Here is a 16,678-nt window from a genome sequence, read left to right as displayed (position 1 = left end):
CCCTGTCGGCCGCCGCCACCCGTTCGCCTGCTACTACCGGTCCACCCGCCGGGCATATGGACATGCCTCGGCTTCCTCCATCGTACGGGGAAGCGCCCAGGTGGGTAGAAACGAGCAGGTCGGGCGGGACCAAGATCACAGGTGGGTCACGCGGTCCTCACCCGGCGGTCGGGCTCCGGCACTCCTCCGTTCGCCCGCGGGCCCGGCCGCTAGCCGCTCCAGCCGATGTCCTGGAAGCGCGGCCACCCGAAGCCCCAGGCCCCGGCCCCGACCACCCCGGTCCGGACCCCGACCAGTTCCGGCCGCTGGTACAGCGGCACCGAGTGCCCGAGCTGCCAGATCCGGACGTCCGCTTCCTGCAGCAGGTCCAGCCGGGCGGCCGGGTCCAGCTCGGCGGCAGCCCGGTCGAAGAGGCGGTCGATCTCCTCGGTGCCGCTGCGGGCGTAGTTGGTGCCGGACTTGACGGTGCCGTCGGCGTCCGGCCGGGGCTTGGCGTACGCCGCGCGCTGCTGGCTCGCCGGGCTGGGGCCGGCCGGCCAGGAGAAGAGGGCGAGGTCGAAGTCCCCGGCCGCGAGGTGGTCCTTGACGAAGGTGTCGGTGGGCGCGGTCACCGGCTTCACCGCGATGCCGGACTCGGCGAGGTTCGCGGTGAGCGCGTCCGCGGTGCGCTTGGCGGTCACCGAGCCGGCCGGGACGAGCAGCGAGAGCGACAGCTCCTTGCCGTCCTTGACCCGGGTGCCGCCGTTCGGCCGCTTCCAGCCCGCCCCGTCCAGCAACTGCGCGACGTCCGCCTTCCCGGCCGCGGCGCTGTTGTCTCGGTAGCCCTCCTGGTCCCCGGCGAGCAGGTGGCTGCCGAGCGGGGCGCCGGGCAGGCCGAGCGGGCCGAGCGCGGCCTCGGCGATCCGCCGCCGGTCGACGGCCCGGCCGAGCGCGAGCCGCAGCGCCGGGTCGGTGAGCGGGCCCCGCGCGGCGTTCACCGTGAGCTGGGTGAGCGAGGGCGCGGCGGCCCGGTGCACGGTGACGTCCGGCAGCGACTCGGCCCACTTCAGGGCGAGCGCCGCCGCCTCGGGCGCGGCGGCGGGCGGTGCCGCTGCCGCCGAGGGGCTGCCGGACGACGCGGCCGGCACCGCCCGGTCCACCGCCGCCGTGAGCGGGGCGATGTCCAGCCGTTCCTGGTCGAGGTCGTCGAGCCGCCGCTCGGGCGGCGTCGCGAGGAAGTCGATCCGGTCGATCTTCGGCCGGTCACCCCACCAGCGCGGGTTGCGCCCGACCGTCACCCGCCCGTCCTCGGCGTTGTACTGGGACACCGTGTACGGCCCGGCGGTCAGGTGCGCCCCTCCGGTCAGCGCCCGGTTGAACGAGGCGGCCCTGGCGGTCTCCGCGGCCGGGTAGAGCGGCCCGAACAGCGACTGCCACTCGGCGTACGGCCGCCGGAAGGTGACCTTGATCTCGCGCGGGTCCGCGCCCTCGGCGATCGTGTCGATGGCGTCGTACCCGGCCAGGTGCCCGCCCTCGTAGGCCGGGTCGTGGCCGGCGAGGGCGGCCCGCTGGGCCGTGAAGTCGGCGACGGAGAGCGGGGTGCCGTCGCTCCAGACGGCCTGCGGGTTGAGCCGGTACGTGACGACCTGCGGCTGCTGCCCGGGCGGGGTGGACTCGGCGCTGGCCAGGTAGTCCGGGTCGGGGACGGGCCGCCCGTGCTCGTCGGGACGGAACAGCGACGGGTAGAGGGCGTGCGCGAGCAGTGCCGAGTCGGCGGTCGCGGCGGGCTGGTAGACGTTGAGCGTGGCGGGCACCTGGTCGACGGCCCACCGCAACACCCCGCCGTCCGCGACGTCGATGCGGTTGGCGGACCGGACGTCCCCGGTGGAGGCGGTGGCCCCGGGGACGGGCCGCTCGGGGGCGGGGGGACGGACCGGGGCCGGGCTGTCGGAGCAGCCGCCGAGGCTGGCGGCGAGCAGCAGCGCGGTGGCTGCGGCGGTGAACTGGCGGACACGCATGGCGGCCATCGAACGCCGCCCGGACGGCCCGACCCGCGCCGACACGGCGGGCCGCCGGGCGACAGCACCCGGACGGCCCATCGTCCGGACCGGCTACAGCGCCAGCTCGAACCAGACGATCTTGCCCTTGGGCGTGCGCCGACTGCCCCAGCGTTCGGCCAGCAGGCTGACCAGCTGCAGGCCGCGCCCGCCCTCGTCGGTCTCCTGGGCGCGCCGCTGCCGGGGCTGCGCGTAGCCGTCGTCCCAGACCTCGCAGACCATGCTGCGCTCGCGCAGCAGCCGCAGCCGGATCTCGCCCCGCCCGTGCTTGAGCGCGTTCGTGACCAGCTCGCTGACCAGCAGCTCGGTGGTGTCGACCAGCTCCTCCAGACCCCGGGCGAGCAGCCAGCTGCAGGCCAGCTCACGGGCCTTCGCCACCGAGGTGGGCTCGGGCGGCAGGACCCAGTTGCCGACGGCGTCCTCGGGGAAGGCGTGCACCTTGGCCATCAACAGGGCGATGTCGTCCTCGCCGTGGTGCGGGTTGAGTTCGCCGAGGACGTGGTCGCAGAGGTCCTCCAGCCCCTTGCCCCGGTCGGAGAGCGCGGCCCGGAAGGCGCGCAGGCCCTCGTCCAGCTGGTGCTTGCGGCTCTCCACCAGGCCGTCGGTGTACAGGCCGAGCACGGCGCCGTCCGGGAGGGTCAGCTCGACCTCCTCGAAGGGCTCGCCGCCGACGCCGAGCGGCAGGCCGGGCGGCACGTCGAGCATCCGGGCGGGCTCGCCGGGGCTGAGCAGCACGGGCGGCAGGTGGCCGGCGTTGGCGATCCAGCAGCGCCGGGTGACGGCGTCGTAGACCGCGTAGACGCAGGTGGCCAGGTAGACCTCGCGGGCCTCTTCGTCGGCGGTCGAGGTGAGCCGGCCGTACGGGGTGGGCGGGCCGACCGGGACGGAGTCGTCGCCGAGGCCGCGGGCGATCTCGTCCAGGGCGGTGAGCACCTCGCCCGGCTCCAGGTCGAGCATCGCCAGGGTCCGGACGGCGGTGCGCAGCTGGCCCATGGCGACGGCGGCGCGCAGGCCGCGGCCCATCACGTCGCCGATGACCAGGGCGGTGCGGCTGCCGGGCAGCGGGATGACGTCGAACCAGTCGCCGCCGACCTCGGTGTTGTTGTTGCTGGGCAGGTAGCGGCAGGCGATCTCCAGACCGCTGGCGGCCGGGTTGCCCGGGGGCAGCAGGCTGCGCTGGAGGATCAGCGCGCGCTCGTGCTCGCGGCGGTAGAGCCGGGCGTTGTCGATGCAGACGGCGGCGCGGGCGACGAGTTCCTCGGCGATCGCCACGTCCCGGGCGTCGAAGGGTTCGCTGCCGATCGCCCGGGAGAGCTGGACCAGCCCGAGCACCTGGTCCCGGGCGACCAGCGGGACGATCAGGGTGGAGCGCAGCAGCGGGTCGCGGCCGGGCTCGGGGACGACACTGCGACCGGTGCGCAGCGCCCGGGCGTGCGGGGAGCGGCGCGGGTAACAGAGGGTGCCGCCGGCCTCGGCGATCGGCAGGCCGGTGACCGAGCCGAGCACCGAGGAGGCGCCGCCGATCACGCTGGAGACGGCGACCCGGCGCAGTTCGCCGCTGCCGTCGGTGAGCACGGTGTCGCCGGGCCGGCCGGCGCTGGGGACGGTCTCGCCGGAGAGCAGCGCGGTGTAGAGGTCGACGGTGGCGAGGTCGCAGAACGGCGGGACGACGACGTCCAGGAGTTCCTTGGCGGTGGTCTCCAGGTCGAGGGTGGAGCCGATGTGCGCGCTGGCCTCGTTGAGCAGGGCGAGGTTGCGGCGCACGCCGTCGGCCTCGCGCTCGGCGACGTGCCGGCTGGTGACGTCGGAGACCTGCCCGGCCACGCCCATCGGCTGCCCGGCCGAACCGTTCAGCCGGTACAGCGAGACGGCCCAGAGCCGGTTGCCCTCGCGGGTCGGGACGGCGCTGTGGAAGCGCAGGTCGAAGACGGGCTCGCCGGTGGCGAGGACCTTGCGCAGGGCGGCGGTGAGCCGGTCGGCCTCGGAGGACGGGAAGAGGTCGTGCGGGGTGAGGCCCTCCAGGTCGGTGGGGACCAGGCCCATGCCGGAGGCGAAGGCGTCGTTGACCCGCTGCAGGCGCAGCCGGTCGTCGAAGAGCACGAAGCCGGTGGGCGTCTGCCCGAAGACGGCCTCGGAGGCGGCCAGGTCGGTCTCGATCCGGCGCAGGCGGCCGAGGTCGACGGCCAGGCAGGTGGCGCCCGCGGTGGGCAGCGCGCTGTCGGGCATCAGGTAGAGCTCGGCGAGGCCCTCGCCGCCGGTGGCGTCCCGGTAGGGGGTGGTGCCGACCCACTCCTCGCCGGCCAGGGTGCGCTCCAGCCGGGCGCGGCCGCGCTGCCAGAGTTCGCGCGGGACGAAGGTGGAGACCGGGTCGGCGCCGACCGCCTCGGCGGCGGGGACGCCGAAGAACTCGGCGGCGCGCTCGCTCCACTGGCTGATCCGCCCGTCGGGGCCGATCGCGAAGGTGGCGACCCGGATGTAGTCGTAGATCGAGCCGGGGTCGCCGGCGCCCCACGGGCGGTGCTCGGCGGAGGGGTGGGCGGCGCGGTCCGGGCCCCCGGTCCCGGTGGCCGGCGGGGCCGCCGGTACGGGCAGGTGCAAGGAGCCGGCCTGCCCGGGTACAGCGGCATGACCGCTGCTGCTCGGCGCGTTCCGCGCCGGAATGCTGTTCAACGGACCGACCCCTCCAACCCGCGACCGTCCGGATGTCGAGAAGACCGAGTATTCATCATCGAGGGGTGCGTTCACACGCCCTCAACATCACAACATCAGATCGGGCGGAGGTTTTTGTCCTACCGCCCGCGCAACCACAATGCCACGTCCGCGCCCCCTTCCGGGCTGCGCGCTCCCCCCGGACCCCCGACGGCATCTGCGGCACTGTTCTCCTGATGTTCTACTCGCGTCCCGCTCGGGCCCTGACGTTCCACTCGCGTCCCGCTCTGATCATGACTCGCCCGGCTCATTACCCGGCAGCGCCAGCTCGAACCAGACCACTTTGCCGATCCCCTCGGCCCGGGCGCCCCAGTGCAGCGCCAGCCGGTGGACCAGCTCCAGGCCCCGGCCGCCCTCGTCGGCCTCGGCCGCGTGGCGCTCCCGGGGCGGGTCGGGCAGCGGGTCGGAGATCTCGGCCAGCAGCGTCTCACCCAGTGTCAGCCGTACCCCGATCGGGGCGCTGGCGTACCGGACGGCGTTCGTGACCAGCTCGCTGACCAGCAGCTCGGCGGTGTCGGTGAGGTCCTCGACGCCCCACTCGGTGAGCGTGGAGCGGACCAGCCGGCGGGCCCGGGAGACGGCGGTGGGCTCGGCGGGCAGGGTCCAGCCGGCCGTCGGGGTGCCGGCCTGGCCGTGCCCGAGCCGGGCCAGCAGCAGGGCGACGTCGTCCGGCTCGCGGCCCTGCTCCATGGTGTCGAGCACCGCCTCGCAGGCGGCCTGGATGGAGGCGTACGGCTCCTGGAGCACGGTGATCAGCCGGCCGAGGCCGACGTCCAGGTCCTTGTCCCGGGACTCGACCAGGCCGTCGGTGCACAGCGCGAGCAGGCTGCCCTCGGGGATCTTCAGTTCGACGGATTCGAACGGAACGCCGCCCACGCCGAGCGGGGCGCCGGAGGGCAGGTCGAGGATCCAGCCGGCGCCGCCGGGCAGCGGGCTGCCGGTGCGGGTCGGCTCCTCGGCCTCGTCACCCGGCACCACCAGCACCGGCGGGATGTGCCCGGCCTTGGCCACGGTCAGCATCGCCGTGCCCGGGTCGAAGACCGCGTAAACGCAGGTGGCCAGCAGCGCCTCGTCCGGGCCCTGGGCCAGGTCGTCGGCCAGCTCGTGGACGTGCCGCAGCAGCACGTCCGGCGGCAGGTCGAGGGCGGCCAGCACCCGGACGGCGGTGCGCAGCCGGCCCATGGTGGCGGCGGCCCGCAGGCCGTGGCCCATCACGTCGCCGACCACCAGCGCGGTGCGGTCGCCGGGCAGCGGGATGACGTCGAACCAGTCGCCGCCGACCTCGGTGCCGCTGCTGCCGGGCACGTACCGGTAGGCGACCTCGACGCCGGTGGGCTGCGGGACCTGCTGCGGGAGCAGGGTGCGCTGGAGGGTGAGCGCGGCGGTGCGCTCGCGGGCGTAGAGGCGGGCGTTGTCCAGCGAGCTGCCGGCCCGGTCGGCGAGTTCGACGGTGAAGGCGAGGTCGTCCCGGTCGAAGCCCTCGCGGTAGCCGGCCCGGCTGACCAGCAGCAGGCCGATCACGATGCCGCGGGCGCGCAGCGGGACGACCAGCATCGAGTGCACGCCCAGGTCATGGGCGGCCTGCATCTTGGGGTCGCCGGGGTAGGTGACGTCCTCCAGCTGGTCGGCGCCGGAGAGCAGCTCGGGCACCCCGGTGCGCAGCACCCGGCCGCAGGCGGAGTCCTCGGCGAAGGTGATCCGGGCGCCGTGCCGGAGCATCACCTCGACCTCGGGGCCGTCCTGGACGGAGGCGGTGCCGAGCTGGAGCAGTGAGGTGCGCCGGTCGTGGCCGTGCCGGGGCAGGTCGTCGCCGTGCGCGACGGCCTGCAGCAGGATCACCGCGGAGTGGTCGGTGAGCCGGGGGACGACGGAGCTGGCGAGCTCCTGGGCGATCCGGGAGGCGTCGAGCAGGTCGCCGACCCGGGAGCCGAACTCGTTGAGCAGCGAGAGCCGGCGCCGGGCGTGCTCGACCTTGGCGACCGCCCGGTAGCGCTCGGTCACGTCCATCACGGTGCCCGAGATGCCGAGCACCCGGCCGGAGCGGTCGGTCATCCGGCTGTAGGAGATCGAGCGGTAGCCGGCCCGGGTGGTGACCGGGGAGGCGAGGGTGACGTCGATGACCGGTTCGCCGGTGGCCAGCACCTGGCGCTGGATCGCGGTGATCTCGTCGGCGGCCCGCTCGGGCAGGGTCTCGCCGGTGGTACGGCCGACGTGGTCCTCCAGGGCGACGCCGTTCATCTGGGCGAGGGTCTGGTTGACCGCGGTGTAGCGCAGGTCGGTGTCCAGGATGGCGATGCCCAGCGGGGACTGCTCGAACAGCGCGTCGCGCACCGCGAGGTCCCGCTCGACGGCCCGGACGGCGGCCGCCTCGGCCAAGTTGACCTGCAGGAACGGGGTGCCGTCGCCGTCCACCAGGAGGGAGATCCGGGCGTCCACGGCGACCAGCAGGCCGTCCCGGTCGCGCAGTTCGGCGCTGCCGACCCAGCGGCCGTGGCGCAGGGTGCCCTGGATCGCGGCCCGGATCCGGGCGACCTGCTCCTGGTCGGGGATCAGGTCGTCGATCCGGCGGCCGACCAGCAGCTCGCTCGGCCAGCCGAGCAGCTCCTCGGCGGCAGGGCTCCAGAGCACCACCCGGCCCGCGGTGTCCAGGATCGCGATGGCGACCTTGAGCATGTCCAGCAGACTGCCCTCGGACGGAGCGCCGAGACCGCGTACGGCGTCGGCGGGCCCGCCGGGGAACGGCCGCCCGGGGCGGCCGCGCAGGCCGGGCAGGGCGCTCGGCTCGGGGACGGCCAGGGTCGGCGCCGGCTGGACGGGCTGCGCTGCCTCGGAGCCGGCGAGGGCATGACCGCGGCGGCGGCCGGCCGGCGGCTGCGGGGCGGCCGGACGGACGGCGCGGCGCAGTCGGGCGCGGGCGGCGGCGCTCCCCGCGGTGCCTGCCCGCCGCGATCCCCCGCCGCCGTTCCCGGTAGTCGACACCGACGGGGCCTCCGGCTCTGGGTCGGGATCGGCGTCGCCGGCTGGGGCGGCTCACCGATGGTGACGAATAGTGCCGAAAAGTGACATACCCAGCAGGACCCAGGCTATCCCGGCCGCCGGGTCGTCTTGTCCGATTGACCTATCTGGCGGCTTGCGCGTCGCCCGTGGCCACCAGCAGCTCGGCGACGTGCGGCAGCACCTCGCGGTCGTGCTCGATCCAGTCCACCGAGTCCAGCTCCGCCGGGCCCAGCCAACGCAGCTCGTCGTGGTCCTCCAGCGGCCGCGGCTCGCCGTCCAGCAACTCGGCCGCCCAGAACCGCAGCTCCAGGCCCGGCCGGACGGTCCACGCGCCGGGCAGCCGCCGCAGCGCCCGCGCCCGTACGCCCAGCTCCTCCAGCAGCTCCCGCTCCAGCGCCTGCGCCTCGGTCTCCCCGGCTTCGGCCTTGCCACCGGGGAACTCCCACCGCCCGGCCACCACCGCGGGCGCGCTGCGCCGGGCGGCGAGCACCCGGCCCCGGTGGATCAGCGCACCTCCGACGACGATCCGCGGCTCGCTGGGGGTCCCGCCGGTCTGGTCCATGCCCCGACCCTACGGGGCGGCGTCCGTGTCCTCGGACTCGACCCAGTACATCTGCTTGTGGCCGCGCGCCTCGAACTCGGCCGCCAACCGCTGCGCCTCGGCCCGGTCCAGGCCCTTGGCGACCAGGAAGCGGTTGCCGTTGTCGTCCTGCCGCATCACCCGAAAGGTGCCCACGGCGCGAGCGTACCGGCGTCACGGGCGGCTGTCCCCGGCCGGCGTGGGGGTCGGGCCGGGGACATGCCAGCGAGCGTACGGGCGGTGCGCTACCGGGAGGTACGGGCCGGGTTAACGATGGGTAACCCGGTGCCCGGGCGGTCAGACCCGGAGGTCGGGCACCTGCTCGCCGGTGGACAGGCCGAGGGCGCGGCGGATCTCCACGCTGATCGGCGCGGTCTTGGCCACCAGTGCCCGGGCCCGGCGCAGGTCGCCCGCCAGGTCGGCGCCGGAGGCGGCGGCGTCCCAGGCGGTGGCCGCCTGGGTCTGGGCCTCGGCCAGCTTCTCGACCTTCGGCTGGACGTCCGACGGCCAGTGCGTGGCCGGCTTGCGCAGCGCGGCGGCCTCGGCCCGGGAGGCCGCGGCCATCCGCCGGGCCCAGGACTGGTACTCGGCCTCCGAGACGGAAAGGTCCTTCTTCGGCGCGTCCGTGTAGGTGTCGTTGAAGCCCCGGACCGCCTCCAGGTAGGCCAGCTGAGCGGAGGTCAGGCTGCCCCGGTCGGTGCGGACCGTCCCCAGGTGCTGGTCGTCGCGGTCCTCGTAGGCGCAGGTGACGTAGCGTTCGCCGGCCGCCCAGTTGCCCGAGGTCGGGTAGAGGTAGACGTCGTCCATACCGTCCGGGACGGCCCACTGGTCCAGCGCGTAGTCGTCGAGCACGGTGCGGCACAGCGCGGCGGCCCGCTCGCGCATCGCCGTCTCGCCGGGGTAGGGGCCCTTGTTCTCGGGGACCTTGGCGGTGCCGGCCACCTCGCCGTGGTGCGGGTCCGAGCAGGGCACCCGGTGCACCCAGTACACCGTCTCGTCGCCGTTGCCGTCGGTCGCGGTGCTCCCGGCCGGGGAGTTGTAGCAGTCCCCGGCCTTCAGGGCGGACCAGCGGACCGAGCCGGCCGGGGGCTGCTGGGCGTACCGGTCGCCCCGCGCGGAGCCGAAGTCCCCCGCGCCCGCCAGGAGCGCCAGCAGCACCGTGCCGACCACCCCGAGCACCAGGCCGGTCACCGCCATGGCGCGGCCGCGCTCCTTGCGGCGGTTGATCTGGGTCAGCGCGATGATCCCGAACACCAGGGCCACCGGCGAGAGCAGGCTCAGGCCGGTCGCCAGCGAGCCGACCGCGAAGCCGTTGGTGCGCCGCTCCGGCTGCGGGTCGTACGGGGACGGGGAGCCGTACGGGTACGGATACGGATACGGCGGGGCCGGCTGGAGGCCGGACTGCGCGGAGGACGCCGCCGTGGCCCAGCCGCCGGCCGGCAGCGGCGGGGGCGGCGGCTGGGGCGGGGCCTGCGAGGACGGCGGGGCGGCCTGCGGGGGCTGGCCGGACGGCGGGGCCCAGGGGTCGACGGGCTCCGGGGCCGGCTCCGGCTCGGCAACGGGCTCCGGAGTCGGGGTCGCGGTCGGGGCCGCGGTCGGGGCCGGCTCGATTCCGGGCTCCACCGCGGCGGGCTCGGCCTCTGCGGGCCCGGCCTCGGTCGGCCGCTCGGGGGCCTTGGCGCCGGTACGGCCGGAGTCCTTGCGGAAGTCCACCCGGGGGTCCGCCACCGGGGCGGCGGGCAGCTCGGACTCAGGCTTGGACACGTGGGCTCCCCCAACCCGCCGGGGCGGGCGTCGGCTCGGTGATGCGGCGTTCGACACCGTTCGGCTCGGCCCCGGACGGGCCAGATGCGAACGGTCGCGCGACTTTACCCGATCTTTCCGAACACCCGCCCGGCCGCTCCCGCCCGTGCCCGCCCGGGCCCGCCCGCCCGGCCCCCGCGCTCAGCCGCGGGCCAGGACCTCCCCGTGGATCATCGAGAACCAGCCGTCCTCGGCGGCGCTCCACTCCCGCCAGCCGTCCGCGATCCGCTCCAGCTCGACCCGGTCCGCGAAGCCCCGCTCCACCGCCGTCCGGCCGAAGGCCGTGCCGGTAACCCGGTCCGCCCACGACCCGCCCCACCAGTCGCGCCGCTCGGGCGTCGCGTACGTCCAGGTGCTGGTGCTCGCGGTCACCTCGGTGAAGCCGGCCGCGCGGGCCCAGGACAGCAGCCGCCGCCCGGCGTCCGGCTCGCCGCCGTTGGCGCGGGCGGTGCGGCGGTACAGCTCCAGCCAGCGGTCCAGTGCGGGTGCCTCCGGGAACCAGGTCATCGAGGCGTAGTCGGCGTCCCGGGCCGCGACCACCCCGCCGGGCGCCGTCACCCGGCGCATCTCGCGCAGCGCGGACACCGGATCGCCCAGGTGCTGCAGCACCTGGTGGGCGTGCACGACGTCGAACTCGCCGTCCCGGTACGGCAGTCGGTGCACGTCCGCGAGCTCGAACACCACATTGGCCAGGCCGCGCTCGGCGACGTACCCGGCGGCCTGCTCCAGCACCTCGGCGGAGGTGTCCACGGCCACCACCCGCCCGGTGGGGCCGACCAGCTCGGCCAGGTCGGCGGTGATCGTGCCGGGCCCGCAGCCGACGTCCAACAGCGCCTGCCCGGGCCGCAGTTCGGGCAGCAGGTAGGCGGCCGAGTCGGCGGCGGTCCGGGAGCGGTGCGAGCGCAGCACGGCCTCCTGGTGGCCGTGGGTGTAGACGGTTTCGGACTGCGGTCCGGACATGAGGGCCCCCCTGGGCATGGTCGGTCTTCCGGCAGGTCTTCCGTTCGCGCGACGGCTCCGACGCTACGCCGCATCCCGCATGACGAGAAGAACCGTCTCGCATGTCGACCACCGTAGGTCTGTGCCGCGCCCCGCCGCCGTACCGTGGAGGCGCCCCCGACAGAACGGTCCCGCCCATGCCCGGCCCCGGCCAGCGCCCCTTCGTCCTGCTGAGCGCCGCCGTGTCGCTCGACGGCCACCTCGACGATGCCTCCCCCGAGCGCCTGCTGCTCTCCAACGCCGCCGACTTCGACCGGGTGGACGGGGAGCGCGCGGCCGCCGACGCGATTCTGGTCGGCGGCAACACCCTGCGCGCCGACAACCCCCGCCTGCTGGTCAACGCCCCCGGGCGCCGGGCCGCCCGGGTGGCCGCCGGACGGGCGGAGTACCCGCTGAAGGTGACGCTCAGCGCGAGCGGCGCCCTCGACGCCGACCTGCGGTTCTGGCACACCGGCGGCGCCAAGCTCGCCTACACCACGGACGCCGGCGCGGCGGTGCTGCGACCCCGGCTCGACGGGCTGGCCGACGTGGTCGCACTCGGCGGCGCGGTGGACCTCGGCGCGGTGCTGGACGACCTCGGCGCGCGCGGGGTGCGCCGGCTGATGGTCGAGGGCGGCAGCGGCGTGCACACCCAGTTCCTCGCCCAGGGCCTGGCGGACGAACTCCAGCTGGCCGTCGCCCCGCTGCTGGTCGGCCAGGCCGGGGCGCCGCGGTTCGTCGGCACGGCCGCCTTCCCGGGCGGTCCGGCCCGGCGGATGCTGCTGCTGGAGGCACGTACCGTGGGCGACGTCGTCCTGTTGAGGTACGCCCCGAAGGAGCCCGCGCCGTGAACCAGCCCACGACCACCGACCTCGACCACCTGCGCCGGGCCGTCGAGCTCTCCCGCCGCTGCCCGCCCTCCGAGACGGCCTTCTCGGTCGGCGCGGTGATCGTCGGCGCCGACGGCGAGGTACTGGCGGAGGGCTTCAGCCGGGAGGGGGACGCGCACGACCATGCCGAGGAGGCGGCCCTCGGCAAGCTCCCGGCGGGCGACGCCCGGCTGCGCGGGGCGACCGTCTACAGCAGCCTGGAGCCCTGCGGGCAGCGCGCCTCGCGGCCGGTGCCGTGCGCCCGGCTGCTGATCGCGGCGGGCGTGCCGCGGGTGGTGGTCGCCTGGCGCGAGCCGGACCTGTTCGTCACCGACTGCCAGGGCACGGCCCTGCTGGAGGCGGCCGGGGTCGAGGTGGTGGAGCTGCCGGAGCTGGCCGAGGAGGCCCGGGCGGTCAACGCCCATCTGCTCCGCTGATCTTTTGTATCATCTAGAAACAAAGAGCTCGCTTTCCCGGCTCTCCCATCGCCGTTCTCCACGAGGAGCCGCCCCATGCCCGCCGCCCCCATCCGGCTGACCGCCCGCGCCCTCCTCCTCGACATGGACGGCACCCTGGTCAACTCCGACGCCGTGGTCGAGCGCTGCTGGGGCCGCTGGGCCGAGCGGCACGGCCTCGACCCCGTCGAGGTGATGCCCGTCGTCCACGGCCGCCAGGGCCACGCCACCATGGCCGTGCTGCTGCCGGACCGCCCGGTCGAGGCCAACCTCGCCGAGAACGAGCAGATGCTCGCCGAGGAGCGCGCCGACATCGAGGGCGTCGTCCCGATCCCCGGCGCCTCCGCCTTCCTCGCCGCCCTGACCGACCTGCCGCACGCCCTGGTCACCTCCGCCGACGAACCGCTCGCCCGGGTCCGGATGGCGGCGGCCGACCTGCGGCTGCCGCCCGTCCTGGTCACCGCCGAGTCGGTCGGCGCCAGCAAGCCCGACCCCGAGGGCTTCCTCAAGGGCGCCGCCGCCCTCGGCCACGCCCCCGCCGACTGCCTCGCCTTCGAGGACTCCGGCGCCGGCATCGCCGCCGCCCGCGCGGCCGGCATGCGCGTCGTCGGCATCGGCCCCCGCGCCGCTGCCCACCACCCGGACGCGCTGGCGGCCACCCTTGAGGCGGTCACCGTCACGGCGGACGCGGATGGGGTGCTGACGGTCACCGTCCAGGGCTAGGCAGATCCAGCCGCGCCGGACGCCGGTGGTGTCGAGCGGCAGCCCTCCGGAATCCGGACCGGCAGGGCGTCCCCGCGCCGCCCCGCAGCTCCGGCTCGGTCAGCAGCCACCGGGTCGACGACCACGCCGCCTCGACCTCCGCCCCCTCCGGCACCCCCTCCACCACCTCGAGCTCCACGCCCAACCCCTCTCCCACAACCCCCAGTCGGCCGACCCCGCCCTGGGGCACCCACAGCCCCCGAACAGGCCGGAGGGGCCGAACTCCACTCGCGGGAGTCGGCCCCTCCAGGGTGTCGGCTGTCGCCGGGTCAGACGCGTCAGACCTGTCAGACGTTGAAGCGGAACTCCACGACGTCGCCGTCCTGCATGACGTACTCCTTGCCCTCGATGCGGGCCTTGCCCTTGGCGCGGGCCTCGGCGGTGGAGCCGGTCTCGACCAGGTCGGCGAAGGCGATCACCTCGGCCTTGATGAAGCCCTTCTGGAAGTCGGTGTGGATGACTCCGGCGGCCTCGGGGGCGGTGGCGCCCTTCTTGATGGTCCAGGCGCGGGCCTCCTTGGGACCGGCCGTGAGGTAGGTCTGCAGGCCGAGGGTGTCGAAGCCGACGCGGGCCAGGGTGGCGAGGCCGGGCTCCTCCTGACCCATGGACTGGAGGAGTTCGAGGGCCTCGGCGTCGTCCAGCTCGATCAGCTCGGACTCGATCTTGGCGTTGAGGAAGATCGCCTCGGCCGGGGCGACCAGCTCGCGCTGGGCGTTCTTGAAGTCCTCGTCGGCCAGCTCGGCCTCGTCCACGTTGAAGACGTAGAGGAACGGCTTCGAGGTCAGCAGGTGCAGGTCGCGGATCGGGGCGGTGTCGAAGCCGGCCTCGAAGAGGGTCTTGCCGGTCTCCAGGATCGCCTGCGCGGCCTCGGCGGCGGCCAGCACGGGGGCGGTGTCCTTCTTGAGGCGCGCCTCCTTCTGCAGGCGCGGCAGGACCTTCTCGATGGTCTGGAGGTCGGCCAGGATCAGCTCGGTGTGGATGGTCTCGATGTCGTCCTTGGGCGACACCTTGCCGTCCACGTGCACCACGTCCGGGTCGGTGAAGGCGCGCACGACCTGGCAGATCGCGTCCGACTCACGGATGTTGGCGAGGAACTTGTTGCCCAGGCCCTCGCCCTCGCTGGCGCCGCGCACGATGCCCGCGATGTCGACGAAGTCGACGGTGGCCGGGAGGATGCGCTGGGAGCCGAAGATCTCGGCGAGCTTGGTCAGCCGCTCGTCCGGGACGCCGACGACGCCGACGTTCGGCTCGATGGTGGCGAACGGGTAGTTGGCCGCCAGCACGTCGTTCTTGGTCAGGGCGTTGAACAGGGTCGACTTGCCGACGTTCGGCAGGCCGACGATTCCGATCGTGAGCGACATGAAGCGCAGTCCCGTGGGCTTGGAGGAGTTGGGTCGGCACCGTACGGGCCGACCCCCAAGTCTACGGGCAGCGCCTCCGCTGCCCTACGCCTCGGTCGCCGCGGGCCGCGGCTCCAGGAACTCCAGCCGGTTGCCCAGCTTGTCGGCCGCGTAGAAGCGGCGGTGGCCGGGCAGGTTGTCGTCCCAGACCACCTCGTGGCCGTGCGCGGTGAGCCGCTCGGCCAGGGCGTCCAACGAGCTCACCAGGATGCCCGGGTGCCCCTTGACGGACGGGCGGAAGTCCGGGGTGACACCGAGGTGCACCTCGACCCCGCCGCCGCGCCCCGCCGAATCAGGACTGGCAGCAGCCGCCGCGGGCCGCCAGCACCGGCGGCTTCTCCAGCTCCGCCATGCCGAGCACGCCGGACCAGAAGGCGCGGCACTCGTCCTCGGCTCCGGCCGGGATGTCGAGCTGGAAGTGGTCGAGGCGTTCGAAGGTGAAGTCCGCGGTCATGTCGTCCCCCGTGCGGTGATCCGATGGTCTTGGCGTGTCGACTCGTCCGAGCAGGTCAGATGCCCTGAGTGACGATCACAGGACTACCCCACCCAGGGACACGGGACAAGGCCTGAGCGATCCATTACACAGTGTGGCGATGATCGGACCGTACGTTGGACGGGTGGAGCAGAGCATCCGTACCCAGCCGCCAGGGCCCAGACGCCGTCCGCCGAACGGCGCGGCCGGGGCCGCCGTCCCCGGTCCCGGCCGGGCTCCCGAGAGCACCGGAGCCCCCGCCGACCCCGCGATCCCCCCTTCCCGGCCGCGCCCGGCGGCCAGTCGGCCCGCCGCGGCGCGCCAGTCGCCCGGGCGGCGGCTGCGGGTGTACGGGCGGCGCCGGACCGGTCGGCCGGCCCGGCTGACCGCCATCGGCACCGGGGTGGTCGCCGTGCTGGCGACGCTCGCGGTGGCGGGCCTGGACCGGCTGGTCTTCGACGACCTCGGCTGGCTGTTCGGCCTCGGCTACCTGATGGTCTGCTTCCAGCTGGCCGTCCGGGTCCGCTACGCCGACCTGCTGGCCGCGCCGATCAGCGGGCCGATCGCCTTCGCCCTCGCGCTGCTGCTAGTCGCGCCGGTCGGCTCCTCGGGCGTCACCGCCCAGGTGGTGGCACTGGCGACCGGGCTGGCGCTGCGGGCCGGCTGGCTGTTCTCCGGCACCGGCCTGGCCGCGCTGATCGTGCTCGCCCGCTTCGTCGCCCAGCGCCGGATCCACCGCTCCCGCTGAGCTCCACCGTTCCGGACGCCCGGCGCAGGCAGGCCCTCAGCCCGCCGCCCGGGCCGCCGCCATCGCCGCCCCGACGATGCCCGCGTCGTTGCGCAGTTCCGCCGGCACCACCCTCGCCTCGCGGTCCTTCAGCAGCGGCAGGAACTTCTCGTGCTTGCGGCTCACCCCGCCGCCGATCACGATCAGCTGCGGCGAGAACAGCATCTCCACCAGGTCCAGGTACTCGTCGACCCGCCCCGCCCACTGCTCCCAGTTCAGCCCGTGCCGCTCCTTGGCGGCCGAGGAGGCCCGGCGCTCGGCGTCCTTGCCGCGCAGCTCCAGGTGGCCCAGCTCGGTGTTGGGCATCAGCGTGCCGTCCACGAAGAGCGCGCTGCCGATGCCGGTGCCGAAGGTGAGCACCAGGACCACGCCGGACTCGCCCCGCCCGGCGCCGTGGGTGATCTCCGCCAGGCCGGCCGCGTCGGCGTCGTTGAGGACGGTCGCGGGCAGGTCCAGCGCCTCGCGGAACAGGCCCTCGGCGTCCAGGCCGATCCAGCCCTTGTCCACATTGGCCGCGGTTCTGGTGCGGCCGCCGACCACCACGCCGGGGAAGGTCAGCCCGACCGGCCCCTGGTGGTCGAAGTGCCGGACCACCCCGCACACGGCGGCGACCACGGCCTCGGGCTCGGACGGCTGCGGGGTGAGCACCTTGTGGCGTTCCTGGGTGAGCGTTCCCCGGGCGAGGTCGACCGGGGCGCCCTTGATGCCCGAACCGCCGATGTCCACGCCGAATACCGCCGTCATCACTCCGCCCTCCGCAGTTCGGCCGCGCACCTTCCTGTCCACAGCCTGTGCACAAAGCTACGAGAGGGCGTACGGCCGCGCACAGC

Annotated in this window: 11 protein-coding genes and 2 pseudogenes; 3 read left to right on the top strand and 10 right to left on the bottom strand. The window is 74.8% G+C overall.

Going from position 1 to position 16,678, the window contains the following annotated elements; translation table 11 throughout:
- Positions 1-209: 209 nt before the first annotated feature.
- From ACH4E7_RS00950 to ACH4E7_RS00920, 7 genes are all read right to left on the bottom strand, one after another.
- On the bottom strand, positions 210-1,997 hold the full coding sequence (locus ACH4E7_RS00950) for an ABC transporter family substrate-binding protein (protein WP_396246868.1): 1,788 nt from the start codon (positions 1,995-1,997) through the stop codon (positions 210-212).
- Positions 1,998-2,090: 93 nt separating this feature from the next.
- Positions 2,091-4,697, bottom strand: coding sequence for a SpoIIE family protein phosphatase (locus ACH4E7_RS00945; RefSeq protein ID WP_396247134.1), 2,607 nt, complete (start codon positions 4,695-4,697; stop codon positions 2,091-2,093).
- Positions 4,698-4,976: 279 nt separating this feature from the next.
- Positions 4,977-7,724, bottom strand: coding sequence for a SpoIIE family protein phosphatase (locus ACH4E7_RS00940; protein WP_396246867.1), 2,748 nt, complete (start codon positions 7,722-7,724; stop codon positions 4,977-4,979).
- Between the two features lie 139 nt (positions 7,725-7,863).
- On the bottom strand, positions 7,864-8,304 hold the full coding sequence (locus ACH4E7_RS00935; RefSeq protein WP_396246866.1) for an NUDIX domain-containing protein: 441 nt from the start codon (positions 8,302-8,304) through the stop codon (positions 7,864-7,866).
- 9 nt (positions 8,305-8,313) lie between these two features.
- Complete coding sequence (locus tag ACH4E7_RS00930) at positions 8,314-8,478, bottom strand: hypothetical protein (RefSeq protein ID WP_355670907.1); 165 nt, start codon at positions 8,476-8,478, stop codon at positions 8,314-8,316.
- Between the two features lie 141 nt (positions 8,479-8,619).
- The gene (locus ACH4E7_RS00925; protein ID WP_396246865.1) at positions 8,620-10,086 is read right to left on the bottom strand and encodes a DUF4190 domain-containing protein; all 1,467 of its coding nucleotides are present in this window, start codon (positions 10,084-10,086) and stop codon (positions 8,620-8,622) included.
- Positions 10,087-10,266: 180 nt separating this feature from the next.
- Positions 10,267-11,085, bottom strand: a complete 819-nt coding sequence (locus ACH4E7_RS00920) for a methyltransferase domain-containing protein (RefSeq protein ID WP_396246864.1) — start codon at positions 11,083-11,085, stop codon at positions 10,267-10,269.
- 176 nt (positions 11,086-11,261) lie between these two features.
- Between ACH4E7_RS00920 and ACH4E7_RS00915 the strand changes: the two are divergent.
- Positions 11,262-12,409: pseudogene (locus ACH4E7_RS00915) on the top strand (dihydrofolate reductase family protein).
- 75 nt (positions 12,410-12,484) lie between these two features.
- Positions 12,485-13,150: an HAD-IA family hydrolase gene (locus ACH4E7_RS00910; RefSeq protein ID WP_396246863.1), complete on the top strand. Its 666-nt coding sequence runs from the start codon at positions 12,485-12,487 to the stop codon at positions 13,148-13,150.
- Positions 13,151-13,476: 326 nt separating this feature from the next.
- On the opposite strand, the gene ychF is transcribed toward ACH4E7_RS00910, so the two are convergent.
- Both ychF and ACH4E7_RS00900 read right to left on the bottom strand, forming a co-directional pair.
- Positions 13,477-14,550: a redox-regulated ATPase YchF gene (gene ychF / locus ACH4E7_RS00905; protein WP_396246862.1), complete on the bottom strand. Its 1,074-nt coding sequence runs from the start codon at positions 14,548-14,550 to the stop codon at positions 13,477-13,479.
- Between the two features lie 84 nt (positions 14,551-14,634).
- A pseudogene (locus ACH4E7_RS00900) lies at positions 14,635-15,043 on the bottom strand (glyoxalase).
- Between the two features lie 139 nt (positions 15,044-15,182).
- Between ACH4E7_RS00900 and ACH4E7_RS00895 the strand changes: the two are divergent.
- Positions 15,183-15,809 (top strand): DUF6542 domain-containing protein, encoded by a 627-nt coding sequence (locus ACH4E7_RS00895; RefSeq protein ID WP_396246861.1) that lies wholly within the window; start codon positions 15,183-15,185, stop codon positions 15,807-15,809.
- 36 nt (positions 15,810-15,845) lie between these two features.
- Here ACH4E7_RS00895 and ppgK read toward each other — a convergent pair whose 3' ends face one another.
- Positions 15,846-16,592: a polyphosphate--glucose phosphotransferase gene (ppgK, locus tag ACH4E7_RS00890; protein WP_396246860.1), complete on the bottom strand. Its 747-nt coding sequence runs from the start codon at positions 16,590-16,592 to the stop codon at positions 15,846-15,848.
- Between the last annotated feature and the right edge of the window lie 86 nt (positions 16,593-16,678).

This window comes from Kitasatospora sp. NPDC018058, from assembly GCF_044327205.1.
GTDB lineage: Bacteria > Actinomycetota > Actinomycetes > Streptomycetales > Streptomycetaceae > Kitasatospora.
Note: the sequence above shows the minus strand (reverse complement) of the source record. Positions and strands in the feature narration are given on the sequence as shown.

Coding starts and splice junctions, on each gene's coding strand:
- ACH4E7_RS00895 (WP_396246861.1), top strand. CDS start 15,183: ATGATCGGACCGTACGTTGGACGGGTGGAGCAGAGCATCCGTACCCAG.
- ychF (WP_396246862.1), bottom strand. CDS start 14,550: ATGTCGCTCACGATCGGAATCGTCGGCCTGCCGAACGTCGGCAAGTCG.
- ppgK (WP_396246860.1), bottom strand. CDS start 16,592: ATGACGGCGGTATTCGGCGTGGACATCGGCGGTTCGGGCATCAAGGGC.
- ACH4E7_RS00950 (WP_396246868.1), bottom strand. CDS start 1,997: ATGCGTGTCCGCCAGTTCACCGCCGCAGCCACCGCGCTGCTGCTCGCC.
- ACH4E7_RS00910 (WP_396246863.1), top strand. CDS start 12,485: ATGCCCGCCGCCCCCATCCGGCTGACCGCCCGCGCCCTCCTCCTCGAC.
- ACH4E7_RS00935 (WP_396246866.1), bottom strand. CDS start 8,304: ATGGACCAGACCGGCGGGACCCCCAGCGAGCCGCGGATCGTCGTCGGA.
- ACH4E7_RS00920 (WP_396246864.1), bottom strand. CDS start 11,085: ATGTCCGGACCGCAGTCCGAAACCGTCTACACCCACGGCCACCAGGAG.